We start from the raw sequence: 12,764 nt of genomic DNA on the forward strand, positions 1-12,764 counted from the left end.
CCTTCCGGGATGCTTCGGTACGACAGGTGCAATGCCCGTTTTGCAGGAAATCTGTAGCCGATTTGGCTTCGATCGTAGTCAAATCGGCTACATCTTCGCGCTGCGGAGGAAACCGATGAAGGTCAAACGGATCGTCGCCAATATCGACACGCAGTCGGTCGACGACGCGAAGCGTTTCTATCAGCAGATCTTCGGTCTCGACCTGCTGATGGATCACGGCTGGATCGCGACCTACGGCAATGCCGAGCAGATGGATGTGCAGATCAGCTTTGCATCGCAGGGCGGGTCGGGCACGCCGACGCCCGACCTGTCGATCGAAATCGACGATCTCGACGAAGCGCTCGCACGCGTTCATGCAGCCGGCATTTCGATCGAATACGGCCCGGCCGACGAGCCGTGGGGCGTGCGGCGGTTTTACGTGCGCGATCCGTTCGGCAAGCTCGTCAACGTGCTGGCCCATCGCTGATCCAACAGAGTACCCACTGCAACTCTCCCGAATGAACCGGTCCGTTGCTTAGAGTGTCGGCGGCAAAATGGGCGACGTGTGGCGCGTCAGAAGAAAAAAACGGACCGGCCTGGACCGATCCGTGTTCGCTTCCTTGTTCCGATTGGCGATCCGTTCTGGTTCGGACCGTGCGCTCGCTTACGCTTTCTTGATCAGCTCGAGTTGCGTTAGCGCCGTCACGCCGTCGTCGAGGCCGAGTTCTTCGACGATCAAACCATCCTTCAGGCGAAGAACCGTCGTTCCGGTGAAGTGCATCCGGCGGCCGGTCGCTGCGGGCAGGGAACCGATCAGGAAGTCGCTGAAAGCCGGGCCGGTATGCGTGCCGCCACCTTCCCACTGCCCGACCACATAGTCGCCCTCGGCGATCAGATCCGTGACGCCCCAGAAGTTGAGATCCTGGAAGGCCGCACGGAAGTCGGTCATGAATGCCTTGATGTCCTCGCGGCCGCGACGCGGTTCATGCAGTGAATACTTCAGCAGCATGTCCGGCGCAGCGATCTCGTCGACGATGCTGAGGTCGCATTTCTCGCCCCAGAAATTCGTGAACCAGCGACCGACGATTGCCTTGTTGTCGTCTTCCTTCGACATGTTCGACTCCTTGATGATCCTGGTTGAAAGAGAGACGGAGTTGCTCCGCTCGGAACGAACAATAGCGATCCAGCCTAGGCATTTCTACTCGTTTCTTGTGGTGCAATTCAACGAATCGTCACCACTGCATCAATGCCGGTTCGCGAAAATTAGAAGGCAAGAAACGGATCGAAAAACCGTCCTCCGATAGCTATCGTCTTGTATGAAGCAGGGAGCCGTGCGAGTGGCGACAGTCGTACGTACGGGGCTGAAGGGCACGGGCAGATGCGCTCGAATGATCGTCTCGAGTCCGGTGAGGATGAAATGAAAATAGTCGGGTATCTCGCAGACGTATTCGATCTGTTTCACGTTGGCCATCTCAACGTGCTCAGCTACGCACGCGACCGTTGTGACTGCCTGATCGTCGGTGTGGCGACAGATAAATCCGCTCGTCAAACCAGAGGCATCAAGCCGGTGATTCCGTTTGCTGAACGAATCGAGATCGTGCGCAGTGTTCGCTTTGTTGATCGAGTCGCCGCGGACACGGGAGCCGACAGTTTTGACGTTTGGCGCGATCTGCACTTTAGACGCCTGTTTATCGGCCATGACTCGTCAAGTCCACTGGCGACGCAAACCTTGAAGTTTCGATTTGAGAAATTTGGGGTTGACGTGTTCTATTTGCCCCGGCTCTCCACCACGACAAGCACCGGCTTGCGCGACACGATTGAAAACATCAATCGGCTGGCAGGCGATCACGGTTTCGATATAGACCCGCAGTCGTTCCGAATCCGCCGCGCGCTTCAATAACGCGTGGCATGAATGTTGAGCCGCGCATCCCTATCAGATTCGCTAGTTGGTTGCAGTGGCTACTCGTATGACAAGAGCGTAACAAGACATGGTGAATATCGATTCTCAATTCATGGCCGACTGCAAAGGGGCTGTCAGCGGCACGGATCCGGTTCTGCAAGTGCTGCACGAACAGGCGCGGATCTCGACGCCGATGAATGAAGTTCGACTGGATCGGCTCGTTGCCGTATCGCTGGACCTCGACGACCATGAAGCGCTGTCATTGGAGGCGTTGGCCGGCGGAACATACGTGCAAGCGATGAGAACACCGGCGCACTTTCTCACCGTCTTGAAGCAGGCGATCAGCGAGCTGAGACTGTCGCGGCTGTTCTGTTCCAGCAGCCAGGGGGCGTTCCATCGGGGTATCTGCCCGGCCGCCTACGACGAGCGCGCCGGGCAACATCACCCGGGAGAAATGGCCGAGTGGCGAGCCACTTTTCGTGCGATGGCACCGGAACAGCAAATGATGGCGGCGACGATCGTGTGGATGTACCGATCCGGAGCAGATTCTATTTGGTTGCGACGAGTACCGTGCACGTGGCGGGCGAACGAGGCGTTGCGCTACATGCGCGACGCTGGCTGTCTGGCGATTTGGATCAGGTTGATTGCACGATTTCCGGGTTGGTGAATCGCATCGCGGTACGCGAGTTCTATCGCAAGAAATGGAGTTCAACTCGCCGCTGTCACATGTAAATTCAAAGCATTCGTTTCCAAGTCTGGATTAGCGCCATGAAAACCCATTCGATCTCCAGGTTCAAATACAACTTCCGCGCCCCGGGGCTTCAGGTCGAGGGTCCGATTCAGTATGCATTCGGTCGAACCGACCGCGATACCGTTCTGGTCGGCAAAAGTCACCACGGGATCTGTGCAATTTTTCTCGGCGAGAACGAGCAGCATCTTCTGAGTCAGCTCGAGACGGCTTTCCCCACGATCGAGTTGAACTCCGCTCAGCATGCGATGGTCCGGGAGCTGACGCAAGTCATTGCCTTCATCGAGAACGATGCGGCGGATGGGGTGGTTCCTCTGGATATTGGCGGCACATTGTTCCAACAGCGAGTGTGGCAGGCGTTGTGCGAGATTCCGGCCGGAGAGACACGCAGCTACTCCGATGTCGCGAAGCAGCTCGGCGTACCCGACGCGGTACGCGCCGTGGCTGGCGCCTGCGCCGCGAATGTGCTCGCGATTGCGATTCCCTGTCATCGTGTCGTTCGGCAGGATGGAAGTATCTCCGGCTATCGGTGGGGTGTCGAGCGGAAGCGCGACCTGCTGGCCGAAGAGTGTGCTCGATGAGCGTCGGGCCGGGGAACAAGGGCACGCCGATGGAAAGTCGTTCAATGTCACTGTTTGAAAATCTGGAGTACGTCGCACCGGCCGGACGCGAGGCCATTGGCGCCCGCGCGTTTGTGCTCCGCGGATTCGCAGCCTCCGATGCGGATGCGCTTGTCAAAGCGATTGCCAATATCGAAGCCACTGCCCCATTTCGACACATGATCACGCCAGGGGGCTTCACGATGTCCGTCGCGTTGACCAACTGCGGCGTTCTGGGCTGGACAACCGATAGAAAGGGTTATCGCTACACCGCGACGGACCCGAAGACGGGGCGGCCCTGGCCGGCTATGCCGGTGGTGTTCGCCAAGCTGGCGACCGACGCCGCAGCGTTTGCCGGTTTCGAGGATTTCGAGCCGGACGCTTGCTTGATCAACCGATACCTGCCTGGATCAAGGCTTTCGTTGCATCAGGATCGAAACGAACGCGATTTTGGCGAACCGATCGTATCCGTCTCTCTCGGAATGTCTGCAAACTTCTTGTTCGGCGGCGATACGCGATCAGACGCGACCACCAAGGTTCCTCTTCATCACGGCGACGTGGTCGTTTGGGGAGGCGTGGATCGCATGCGCTTCCATGGCGTCATGCCGCTGAAGGATCGACCTCACGTTGCACTCGGAAGCCAGCGAATCAATTTCACCTTTCGGAAAGCGGGCTGACGCCAGGGTCGCACGGAACCAACCTGCAATGCAGATGCGGAACGCTGTAGATAAGCGCCCCGATCGTGCCTCCCTCGATTTGCGGGCCGCTGACGCGTTTGTAGAAGGGGCACACGGAGGTTGTCATGCCAATGAGTAAAAGGGACTCGCGATTCGATTTTGCGAGAACGTCTGGTGTTGACGAGCAGACCTTGCGACTTGAAGTCGAATCGCATTGTCAGTCGCTCGTCGACGCTGGAATGGCATGCTGGCGAATCAACGACGATGGCGACACAGAGTTGCAGATGGCCACCGGCGAAGCCTATCTCTTTGGCGAAGATGGCGTGACGCGCTGCAGATGATTGAGTCGAACTCCCAACAACAAGGGGGCAGGACTGTGGCACTTGCGTCTCTCGCGCTACGGGTGCCCCATGCGATCGTGCATTTCTTTCTGAATCGGATCGAAGCTCCGATTGCCGAATTGTCGATCGTCGCCGACGCATATTTTCCGCGGCGCACCGGAAGCTTCGCCTGAAGCGCCGGTCGCCCGGACGTAATGAGGGCATCTCCGCACCTGCAGGCAGGCCCCACCGCAACCGAACCTGGTAAGTAACGAACGCCGAAATGACAATCTCCTCGCCTTCATCGAAGGTCTATCAAGAAGCCGCGCAATGCCTGTCGGAAATCGATGCCGACTGGGCTCGTCATATCGCCGAGGTCGGCCCATGCCGGCATGAACCGAAACCTGCTCGCGAGCCCTACGAGGCGCTGGTGCGTGCGATCGCATATCAGCAACTCCATGCGAAGGCAGGAGATGCGATTCTGGCCCGACTGCTGGCGCTTTACCCCGATGGTGCCTTTCCGATGCCCGAACAACTGCTCGACACCGATCCGGCGAAGCAACGCGCCTGCGGATTCTCCGCCACAAAACTGGAAACCATTCGCGGCATCGCTCAAGCAACGATCGACGGCGTGGTGCCAACCCGAAGTGAGGCGCTGGACCTTTCCGATGACGAAATCGTCGACCGCTTGATCACGTTGCGAGGTGTCGGGAAGTGGACTGTCGAGATGTTCCTGATCTACACCATGGCCCGTCTGGACATCCTGCCCGTGAATGATTTTGGCGTGCGCGAAGGCTACCGGCGCCTGAAGGGTCTGCAAAAGACGCCGACGCCACGCGAAATGAACGTGGTCGGGGAGGCGCTGCGTCCATGGAGAACGGTCGCCGCCTGGTATTTGTGGCGGTTGCCCGCCCGATAAAATTGGTTCGCAAGAATCGGAGTTCTTGCGATTGATTTCGTGCCTATCCTTGGATCGTGATCAAATTTTCCCGGCTACTGCAATGGAATCGACTATTTCAACGACGGACGCTTACACGACGGATGACGAACGCTGGGAAGCAGTGCGTACACGAGATCGTCGTGCTGACGAATGTTTTGTGTATGCGGTGAAAACAACCGGTGTCTATTGTCGGCCGAGCTCGTCGGCTCGCCTACCCAAGCGCAGCAACGTGGTGTTTTTTGCGACGGCATCGGAGGCCGAAACGGCAGGATATCGGCCGAGTCTCCGGGCCAGCAGCGATCGGTCCAGCGCGGAGGTTGCACGTATCGACGCCGTGGCGAAGGTTTGCAGGCTGATCGATGAAGCTGAAACGCCGCCGAAGCTCGAGGAACTGGCTGCGCACGTGGGCATGAGCCCGTTCCATATTCATCGTCTGTTCAAGGCGGAGACTGGACTGACGCCCAAGGCCTATGCGTCGGCCTCACGGGCTCGCAAGCTGCGCGCGAAACTGAACGGACCCGAGGCGTCGGTGACGAACGCGATCTACGACGCGGGCTTCAACTCGAACAGCCGCTTCTATGAACACTCCGATCAGCTCCTGGGCATGCGTGCGCGTGACTATCGGGCGGGCGGTATCGGTACGGTTATTCGGTTCGCGGTCGGGCAATGCACGCTGGGTGCGATCCTCGTCGCCCAAAGCGAGCGAGGGATCTGTTCGATCTTGCTTGGCGACGATCCCGACGCGCTCGTACGGAACCTTCAGGACCAGTTTCCGAAAGCACAGTTCGTCGGTGGAGATGCTGATTTCGAGACGCTGATCGCGCAAGTCGTCGGATTCGTCGAGGCCCCGTCCATCGGCCTGAACTTGCCACTAGACGTTCGCGGCACGGCCTTTCAGGAGCGTGTGTGGCAGGCGCTGCGCGACGTTCCCCCAGGAACTACCGTGAGCTATGCCGAGATCGCTCAGCGTATCGGCGCGCCGAAGGCGACGCGTGCCGTCGCACAGGCATGCGGCGCGAACCCTATCGCGGTCGCTATACCTTGCCATCGCGTCGTACGACAGGACGGCGATATCTCGGGTTACCGATGGGGTGTCGATCGCAAGCGCGAACTTCTGCGACGCGAAGCCAAGTCCTGAGCGTTCCTTACTCAAAATCAAACGTGACTTCCAACATGACCGACATCTCCATCAGCTGCGACGCACCAGACTGGACCAGCATTGGCGCTCAGCTCGATGTCGAGGGATACGCACTGCTACCCGGCGCGTTCGACCTCGATGAGGCCCGTGAACTTGCACGCCGGATCAGGGAGGACGGTGTAGGTCGGCGAGTGTCGCTCGATTCACTCGAACTCGGACGCGGTGAAATTTATCGCTTCGGTGTGCAGCTGCCGGAGCCGCTGGCGTCCTGGCGTGCGGCGCTGTATCGGGATCTTGCACCTATAGCCAATCGCTGGAACGAGACACTGGGGGTTCCGTATCGATATCCGGCGGATCTGAACGCTTTCCTGCAACGCAACATCGACGATGGGCAAAGCAAGCCTCTGTCGAATCTGAGTCGTCTCGGTGCCGGCGACTATTTGGCCTTGCATCAGAGCAGCGAGGGCGAGCATGTCTTTCCGATGCAGGTCGTCGTGCTGCTGAGTGAATCAGGTGAGGACTTCACGGGTGGAGAGTTTGTTCTCACCGAGCAACGGCCGCGCATGCAATCGCGCCCGATGGTTTTACCGCTCAGGCTAGGAGATGCCGCGATCATCAGTACCGCACAGCGCCCATTCAAGGGAAGCAAGGGCTACTACCGCGTCAATCTCAAGCATGCAATCAGTCGCGTTCGCGACGGTGAGCGGCTTGGCGTTGAACTGTCATTTCACAACGCCCCGTAGCGGGGCGGAAGGCAGGGGCCATGACGCAATCCAGGCATTTCAAACTTGTCGGGCGAGACGGCAAGCCGTACGACAGCGTTGTACCAGGCGCTCTTGGCGGGCACCGACGCAATCGTATCTACGGTCGCTTCGACTGTCGGTCTGCGCTGCAGGCGATCGCGCGCGGTGGATATGTCAAATACCGTGTGTTCTTTCAAGATGAAGAGACCGCTGTCGCGGCCGGCTATCGTCCGTGCGCAGTCTGCCTGCCGGAAAAGTATGGCGCATGGAAGGCTGCCGCGACGTCGCATTCGAATAAATCGCATATCAAGGAACCGCGATGATGACCAGACAGGCAACGCTGTTGCTCGACGCCGATCGCGGGGACGGCGTCGAAGGATCAGTAGATACCTCGGTCAACGCGCAGATCGCAGCGATCGATTGGGTGGCATTCGAGCGAGACCTGACGCGCGACGGGTATGCGGTACTTCCCAATTTGCTCCCGCAGCCCCTCTGCAACGAGGTAGCGGGCTACTTCCCGCAGGAAGAGCGCTTTCGGAGCCGCATCGTGATGGAGCGGTACGCATTCGGTCGAGGCGAATACAAGTATTTCGCACGACCGCTGCCCGATATCGTCGATCGACTCCGTGAATCACTTTATTCATATCTGGCGCCCATTGCGAACCGCTGGCACGGCTTGATGCGGATCGACGTCCGGTTTCCTGCGACGCTCTCTGCATTCCATGCGGTGTGTCGTAACGCAGGGCAGACCCGGCCGACACCCCTGCTTCTGCGGTATCGAGAAAACGATTATTGCTGTCTGCACCAGGATTTATATGGCGAGTTCGTGTTTCCGTTGCAGGCGATCTTCCTGCTCGACGAGCCGGGGCGAGATTTCGACGGCGGTGAGCTCTTGTTGACCGAAAGCGATCCGAAGAAGCCGGGCCGGGCCGAAGTTGTGCCGCTTCGGCAAGGCGACGCAGTCGTGCTTGCAGTGAACCATCGGCCAGTAAAGTCGTCGCGTGGCTTCTATCGAGCCTCGCTCCGACACGGCGTGAGCCGATTGCGCCGTGGCGAGCGGCGTACGCTCGGCGTTATCTTTCACGACGCGAAGTAGGATCGGATGGTCACTGCATCTCCCTTGCGAGGCTCAAATGTTCACGTATGCAACGCCAGCCCCTTCACCGCCTTGTCCACGGCCTTCTTCGGCCCGTGCAGCGCCAGGCCGACCAGATCCAGATTCGCCGCATCTTCGGCGCGAAACACTTCGCGGTTGGCTGCATCATGCCCGGTCGAAAACATCGCGCGCACGTAAGGCACGATCGTGAGTTCGCGCGACAGCGCCTGCCGGTGCGCGGCCTGCAGGCCGTTCAAATCGGCCGCGAACACCAGCATCGGCTGGCCGAACATGCGGCCGTAGCGACGCCCGGTCGCATCCTCGTAAGGCTCGCCGAGCGCGTCGGGCGCGCCGGCCGCGACACCTGTCGCGAGAAACGCGACGACATTGAGTTTCTGCCACGCTGCGAGATCGTCGCGCACGATCAGCGCCACTTTGGTATCGAACATGCTTGCTCCTCGTTGAAGCACGCATGATCGGATGCCGCGCGCGATCAGTCTGGAACGTTTGTGCACAGTTGCCGGTACGCGGCCGGCGTGATCCGGTACGCGCGGCGGAACCAGCGGCCCAGATGGCTCTGGTCGGCGAAACCGACGTCCGCGGCTGCCTGCGCGGGCGTGCGGCCGGCCGCTAGCAGCCGGCGCGCGGCGCGCAGCCGCAAGCGCACCAGGTACGCGTGCGGCGACGTGCCGAACGCGCGCTGGAACAGCCGCGTCAGCCGGAACCGGTCGATCCCGGCGACGCTGGCCAACTCGTCGAGCCCGATATTGCCGTCCATCTGTGCATGCAGCAGATCGCGCACGCGCGCGATCGCGGGCGGCACGACACCGCTTTCCAGCGCGAGCGGGCCGCGCAGTTCGCCGCCGAGCCGCGTCAGCAGGCGGTCGAGCGTCTGGTCGCGCGCCAGCCTGCCTTCGTTGCCGTGGATTGCCAGAAACGCGTGCCGGACCGCGTCGACGAGGCCGCGGTCGTCGACGAGCGTATGACCGAACGCGGCCTCGACGCCGCCCAGGCCCGGCAGGTCCAGGCGGCGCGCGGCGCGCTCGACCCACGCCTGCGGCAGGTACAGCATCCCGTAGGTGAAGCCGCCCGCTTCGGGCGCATGACCGTCGTGCATCGCGCCCGGTTCGATCAGGATCGCGCGGCCCGGCACGCTCGTATGCAGCGACCGGTGGCACTGGAAACGTTGCACGCCCTGTTCGGTGAAGCCGACCAGCATGTCGTCGTGATCGTGCGCATCGTATGCATGGCCGTTGAAATGCGCATGCAGGCTTTCGATGCCGGTTTCCGCATCGCGCCGCGCAACGAGCCAGTGGTCGGCCGCGCCGATGTCCTTTGTCGCTGTCGTCATCGCATGCCTCGCGCGTCGTCGTTGCGTGACCGATAGTGTATGCAGGTCGCGTGGCGCCGGTTGCGTGCGCACTTCATGCTTCGTTCACCACCGCCTGTTCGTCGCGCGCATATTGCGCGGGCGGCCGCCCGACATGCCGCGTGAACGCGACGCTGAAAGTGCTCGCGGAGCTGTAGCCGACGCGCCCCGCGATCTCGGCGATGCGGCCTTCGTTGCGGCGGAGCAGGTCCTTCGCGAGCGCCATGCGCCATGTGAGCAGGTATTCCATCGGCGCGACGCCGACCGCGCGGCTGAAGCGTTCGAAGAAGGTCGAGCGCGACAGCGCCGCTTCCTTCGCCAGCTCGACGATCGTCCACGGGTGCGCGGGGCGTTCGTGCATCCGGCGGATCGCGGCTGCGAGGCGGCTGTCGGCGAGCCCGCGCACGAGGCCGGGCGATGCGTTCGTGCCGGCCGTGAACCGCAACGCCTCGATCAGCAGCACTTCCAGCAGGCGCGACAGCACGATCTCGCGCGCGGGCCGCTGCGCGCGCGATTCGTCGCGCACCAGTTGCACGAGCGTGGTCAGCCGCGGTTCGCCGCGCACGTGCACGAATTGCGGCAGCAGCGACACCAGCAACGCCGCGTCGGGCGAACCGAAGCTGCAGTTGCCGGCCATCATCCGCATGTCGACCGGATTGCCGGGATCGCCGATCCGGTATTCGCCGTTGTCGAGCACGACTGGCGGCGCGGATTCGACACCGGGCGGCGGCGGTTCGAGGCTGGACATCGCGACGCCGTACGCCGCCGGAATCAGCATGAAATCGCCGGGCAGCAGTTCGATCGGCACGTGTCCGTCGATCGCGATCCGGCACCCGCCATCGAGGATCGCGCAATAGAACGGCTCGCCGGCGACCATGCGGTTGATGCTCCAGGGGCTCGCGCCGCGGACGGACTTGGAATGCCGTGCACCCGGTTGCAGCAGGGTCACGACTTCGGTCAACGGGTCGATCATCGCCGGACTCTCGCAAAAGAAAAGCGGATTTTCAATTGTAGCGAATACGGATCCAGCCATCTATCGTACGAACACATGCCCAACACATCACAGGAGTTCGCATGAAGACCGTATTGATCACCGGCTGTTCCTCCGGCTTCGGCCTCGAGATCGCCCGCCATTTCCTGGCGCGCGACTGGCAGGTCGTCGCGACGATGCGCACGCCGCGCGAGGACGTGCTGCCGCCGTCGGAGCGCCTGCGCGTGCTGGCGCTCGACGTGACGAATCAGGACAGCATCCGCGCCGCGATCGACGCGGCCGGCCCGATCGACGTGCTCGTCAACAACGCGGGCGTCGGCGCCGCCGCGCCGGCCGAGCTTGCGCCGCTCGACACGGTGCGCGCGCTGTTCGAGACCAACACGATCGGCACGATTGCGCTCACGCAGGCGGTGTTGCCGCAGTTTCGGCAGCGCGGGGCCGGCGTGGTCGTGAACGTCACGTCGAGCGTCACGCTGAAGGCGCTGCCGCTGCTCAGCGCGTACCGGGCCAGCAAGGCGGCGGTCAATGCGTACACCGAATCGATGGCGGCCGAACTCGAACCGTTCGGCGTGCGCGCGCATCTTGTGTTGCCGGGCCGCGCGCCCGACACGCGTTTCGCCGACAACGCGCGCGCGAACATGCACGGCTTCGAGCACGACGCGTATGCGGAATTTGTCGAGAAGGCCTTCGCGCGCATGCTCGATGCGTCCGCGCCGATTACCCATGTGCAGGACGTCGCCGACGCCGTGTGGCGCGCGGCGACCGATCCGTCGAGCCCGCTGCGCATCCTGGCCGGCGCCGATGCCGAAGCGTGGGCGGCCGAAGCGCGCTGATCGATCGGGAAGCCATACCGCGGATTCGTCACGCCGGTTGGTCGAACCGGCGCGACGGAGTGCGTGACGCGGGGAAGGGCGTTGCAGCGTGCCGTTACAGCGCGCGTGCGATCGCTTGTTCGAGCAGCGACAGGCCGAGGTCGATTTCTTCGTCACTGACGGTCAGTGGCGGCGCGATCCGGAACACGCCGCCCATGCCGGGCAACTGCACGATGTTCATGCTGAGCCCGAGGTTCATGCACTCGCGCGTGATCTTCGCGCCGAGCCCGTCCGCCGGCTCCTTCGTGCGGCGATCCTTGACGATTTCGACGCCGAGCAGCAGCCCGCGTCCGCGCACGTCGCCGATGCAGTCGAACCGCTCCATCAAATCGAGCAGCCCGCGCCTGAGCCGGTCGCCCATCGCGTTGGCCCGTGCGACGAGCCCGTCGCGCTGCACCACGTCCAGCACGCGCAAGCCGACCGCCGCCGGCAGCGGGTCGGACACGTGCGTCGTATAGAACAGGTAGCCGAGTTCGTGCGCGCGTTCCTCGATCTGCGCGGACGTCACCATGGCCGCGAGCGGCAGCCCGGCGCCGAGCGTTTTCGACAAGGTGAGGATGTCGGGTGTCACGCCGTCATGCTGGCACGCGAACATCGTGCCGGTGCGCCCGACGCCGGTCTGCGCCTCGTCGAGGATCAGCAGCATCCCGCGTTCCTCGCACTTGCGCTTGAGCGCCGCCATATAGCCTTCCGGCAGTTCGATGATCCCGCCCGAACTGAGGATCGGCTCCGCGATGAACGCGGCGAGGTTGCCGCTCGACTGGCGATCGATCAGGTCGAACGCGTAGTCGAGTTCGGCGAGATAGTCGTATGCGCCGTTGCGCTCGAAGCGCGGCCGGTACGTGAACGGCGCGGGAATCGCGAACGAGCCGACGGCGGCCGGGCCGACGCCCTTGCGGCCGGCGCTGTACGTGGCCGATGCCGCCGCGCCGGTCATCCCGTGCCACGACTGCGCGAAGCCGACGATCTCGTACTTGCCGGTAACGAGCTTCGCCATCCGGATCGCCGCTTCGTTCGATTCCGCGCCGGTGCTGAGCAGCAACGCGCGGTCGAGCCCGTCGGGCGTGATGTCGGCGAGGCGCGTTGCTAGGTCGACGACCGGCCGCGACAGCATCCCGCTGAACAGGTGGTCGAGCTTGCCCGCGTATTCGTTGATGACGGAGACGATCTCCGGATGGCTGTGCCCGAGCACCGCGCTCATCTGCCCGGACGTGAAATCGAGGATCGCGTGGCCGTCCGCGTCGTAGACGAAGCTGCCTTTCGCGTGCTCGATGATCAGCGGCTCGAACGTGCCGCCGTAGCGGACCAGGTGCTGCCTGGCGTTGTGCCAGAAGGTCGGGTCGTCGTTCAGGGACATCGGGCTTCTCCGGGCAAAGGGCAGGGATCGCTTGC

Annotated in this window: 17 protein-coding genes; 12 read left to right on the forward strand and 5 right to left on the reverse strand. The window is 62.3% G+C overall.

What is annotated here, in order from left to right:
- The first annotated feature begins 115 nt into the window (after window positions 1-115).
- Complete coding sequence (locus CUJ89_RS19880) at window positions 116-466, forward strand: VOC family protein (RefSeq protein ID WP_114179198.1); 351 nt, start codon at window positions 116-118, stop codon at window positions 464-466.
- Between the two features lie 177 nt (window positions 467-643).
- Here CUJ89_RS19880 and CUJ89_RS19885 read toward each other — a convergent pair whose 3' ends face one another.
- Window positions 644-1,093, reverse strand: coding sequence for an ester cyclase (locus tag CUJ89_RS19885; protein ID WP_114179199.1), 450 nt, complete (start codon window positions 1,091-1,093; stop codon window positions 644-646).
- 264 nt (window positions 1,094-1,357) lie between these two features.
- Here CUJ89_RS19885 and CUJ89_RS19890 point away from each other — a divergent pair, with 264 nt between their 5' ends.
- From CUJ89_RS19890 to CUJ89_RS19935, 10 genes are all read left to right on the forward strand, one after another.
- Window positions 1,358-1,879 carry an adenylyltransferase/cytidyltransferase family protein gene (locus CUJ89_RS19890; protein ID WP_114179200.1) on the forward strand — a complete coding sequence of 174 codons (522 nt, stop codon included), beginning with the start codon at window positions 1,358-1,360 and terminating at the stop codon, window positions 1,877-1,879.
- Window positions 1,880-1,967: 88 nt separating this feature from the next.
- The gene (locus CUJ89_RS19895) at window positions 1,968-2,546 is read left to right on the forward strand and encodes a hypothetical protein (RefSeq protein WP_152036643.1); all 579 of its coding nucleotides are present in this window, start codon (window positions 1,968-1,970) and stop codon (window positions 2,544-2,546) included.
- Window positions 2,547-2,647: 101 nt separating this feature from the next.
- Window positions 2,648-3,208: a methylated-DNA--[protein]-cysteine S-methyltransferase gene (locus CUJ89_RS19900; protein WP_114179202.1), complete on the forward strand. Its 561-nt coding sequence runs from the start codon at window positions 2,648-2,650 to the stop codon at window positions 3,206-3,208.
- Window positions 3,209-3,252: 44 nt separating this feature from the next.
- Entirely contained in the window at window positions 3,253-3,903 is a 651-nt protein-coding gene (gene alkB / locus CUJ89_RS19905) for a DNA oxidative demethylase AlkB (protein WP_114179203.1), read from the forward strand.
- 191 nt (window positions 3,904-4,094) lie between these two features.
- Window positions 4,095-4,244, forward strand: coding sequence for a hypothetical protein (locus tag CUJ89_RS38310; protein WP_201752375.1), 150 nt, complete (start codon window positions 4,095-4,097; stop codon window positions 4,242-4,244).
- 262 nt (window positions 4,245-4,506) lie between these two features.
- Entirely contained in the window at window positions 4,507-5,142 is a 636-nt protein-coding gene (locus CUJ89_RS19915) for a DNA-3-methyladenine glycosylase family protein (RefSeq protein WP_114179205.1), read from the forward strand.
- An 82-nt stretch (window positions 5,143-5,224) separates the two neighbouring features.
- Window positions 5,225-6,301: a bifunctional DNA-binding transcriptional regulator/O6-methylguanine-DNA methyltransferase Ada gene (ada, locus tag CUJ89_RS19920; protein ID WP_114179206.1), complete on the forward strand. Its 1,077-nt coding sequence runs from the start codon at window positions 5,225-5,227 to the stop codon at window positions 6,299-6,301.
- A 35-nt stretch (window positions 6,302-6,336) separates the two neighbouring features.
- Window positions 6,337-7,044 (forward strand): 2OG-Fe(II) oxygenase, encoded by a 708-nt coding sequence (locus CUJ89_RS19925; RefSeq protein WP_114179207.1) that lies wholly within the window; start codon window positions 6,337-6,339, stop codon window positions 7,042-7,044.
- A 20-nt stretch (window positions 7,045-7,064) separates the two neighbouring features.
- On the forward strand, window positions 7,065-7,367 hold the full coding sequence (locus CUJ89_RS19930; protein ID WP_114179208.1) for an Ada metal-binding domain-containing protein: 303 nt from the start codon (window positions 7,065-7,067) through the stop codon (window positions 7,365-7,367).
- Window positions 7,364-8,140, forward strand: a complete 777-nt coding sequence (locus CUJ89_RS19935) for a 2OG-Fe(II) oxygenase (protein WP_236655036.1) — start codon at window positions 7,364-7,366, stop codon at window positions 8,138-8,140. The genes CUJ89_RS19930 and CUJ89_RS19935 overlap by 4 nt, the downstream gene beginning before the upstream one ends.
- Window positions 8,141-8,181: 41 nt before the next feature.
- Here the strand turns inward: CUJ89_RS19935 and CUJ89_RS19940 are convergent, their stop codons facing one another.
- The 3 genes from CUJ89_RS19940 to CUJ89_RS19950 form a co-directional block, all read right to left on the reverse strand.
- On the reverse strand, window positions 8,182-8,589 hold the full coding sequence (locus tag CUJ89_RS19940) for a DUF2000 domain-containing protein (RefSeq protein WP_114179209.1): 408 nt from the start codon (window positions 8,587-8,589) through the stop codon (window positions 8,182-8,184).
- 44 nt (window positions 8,590-8,633) lie between these two features.
- Window positions 8,634-9,491, reverse strand: a complete 858-nt coding sequence (locus tag CUJ89_RS19945; protein ID WP_114179210.1) for an AraC family transcriptional regulator — start codon at window positions 9,489-9,491, stop codon at window positions 8,634-8,636.
- Window positions 9,492-9,564: 73 nt separating this feature from the next.
- Window positions 9,565-10,542 carry an AraC family transcriptional regulator gene (locus CUJ89_RS19950; RefSeq protein ID WP_114179211.1) on the reverse strand — a complete coding sequence of 326 codons (978 nt, stop codon included), beginning with the start codon at window positions 10,540-10,542 and terminating at the stop codon, window positions 9,565-9,567.
- A 41-nt stretch (window positions 10,543-10,583) separates the two neighbouring features.
- On the opposite strand from CUJ89_RS19950, the gene CUJ89_RS19955 reads away from it, so the two are divergent.
- Window positions 10,584-11,333: an SDR family oxidoreductase gene (locus tag CUJ89_RS19955; protein WP_114179212.1), complete on the forward strand. Its 750-nt coding sequence runs from the start codon at window positions 10,584-10,586 to the stop codon at window positions 11,331-11,333.
- A gap of 94 nt (window positions 11,334-11,427) precedes the next feature.
- On the opposite strand, the gene CUJ89_RS19960 is transcribed toward CUJ89_RS19955, so the two are convergent.
- Window positions 11,428-12,729, reverse strand: coding sequence for an aspartate aminotransferase family protein (locus CUJ89_RS19960; protein ID WP_114179213.1), 1,302 nt, complete (start codon window positions 12,727-12,729; stop codon window positions 11,428-11,430).
- Window positions 12,730-12,764: the final 35 nt, after the last annotated feature.

It is taken from the genome of Burkholderia pyrrocinia, from assembly GCF_003330765.1.
In the GTDB taxonomy this organism is placed as follows: domain Bacteria; phylum Pseudomonadota; class Gammaproteobacteria; order Burkholderiales; family Burkholderiaceae; genus Burkholderia; species Burkholderia pyrrocinia_B.

Coding starts and splice junctions, on each gene's coding strand:
- CUJ89_RS19880 (WP_114179198.1), top strand. CDS start 116: ATGAAGGTCAAACGGATCGTCGCCAATATCGACACGCAGTCGGTCGAC.
- CUJ89_RS19885 (WP_114179199.1), bottom strand. CDS start 1,093: ATGTCGAAGGAAGACGACAACAAGGCAATCGTCGGTCGCTGGTTCACG.
- CUJ89_RS19890 (WP_114179200.1), top strand. CDS start 1,358: ATGCGCTCGAATGATCGTCTCGAGTCCGGTGAGGATGAAATGAAAATA.
- CUJ89_RS19895 (WP_152036643.1), top strand. CDS start 1,968: ATGGTGAATATCGATTCTCAATTCATGGCCGACTGCAAAGGGGCTGTC.
- CUJ89_RS19900 (WP_114179202.1), top strand. CDS start 2,648: ATGAAAACCCATTCGATCTCCAGGTTCAAATACAACTTCCGCGCCCCG.
- alkB (WP_114179203.1), top strand. CDS start 3,253: ATGTCACTGTTTGAAAATCTGGAGTACGTCGCACCGGCCGGACGCGAG.
- CUJ89_RS19915 (WP_114179205.1), top strand. CDS start 4,507: ATGACAATCTCCTCGCCTTCATCGAAGGTCTATCAAGAAGCCGCGCAA.
- ada (WP_114179206.1), top strand. CDS start 5,225: ATGGAATCGACTATTTCAACGACGGACGCTTACACGACGGATGACGAA.
- CUJ89_RS19925 (WP_114179207.1), top strand. CDS start 6,337: ATGACCGACATCTCCATCAGCTGCGACGCACCAGACTGGACCAGCATT.
- CUJ89_RS19930 (WP_114179208.1), top strand. CDS start 7,065: ATGACGCAATCCAGGCATTTCAAACTTGTCGGGCGAGACGGCAAGCCG.
- CUJ89_RS19935 (WP_236655036.1), top strand. CDS start 7,364: ATGATGACCAGACAGGCAACGCTGTTGCTCGACGCCGATCGCGGGGAC.
- CUJ89_RS19940 (WP_114179209.1), bottom strand. CDS start 8,589: ATGTTCGATACCAAAGTGGCGCTGATCGTGCGCGACGATCTCGCAGCG.
- CUJ89_RS19945 (WP_114179210.1), bottom strand. CDS start 9,491: ATGACGACAGCGACAAAGGACATCGGCGCGGCCGACCACTGGCTCGTT.
- CUJ89_RS19950 (WP_114179211.1), bottom strand. CDS start 10,542: ATGGCTGGATCCGTATTCGCTACAATTGAAAATCCGCTTTTCTTTTGC.
- CUJ89_RS19955 (WP_114179212.1), top strand. CDS start 10,584: ATGAAGACCGTATTGATCACCGGCTGTTCCTCCGGCTTCGGCCTCGAG.
- CUJ89_RS19960 (WP_114179213.1), bottom strand. CDS start 12,729: ATGTCCCTGAACGACGACCCGACCTTCTGGCACAACGCCAGGCAGCAC.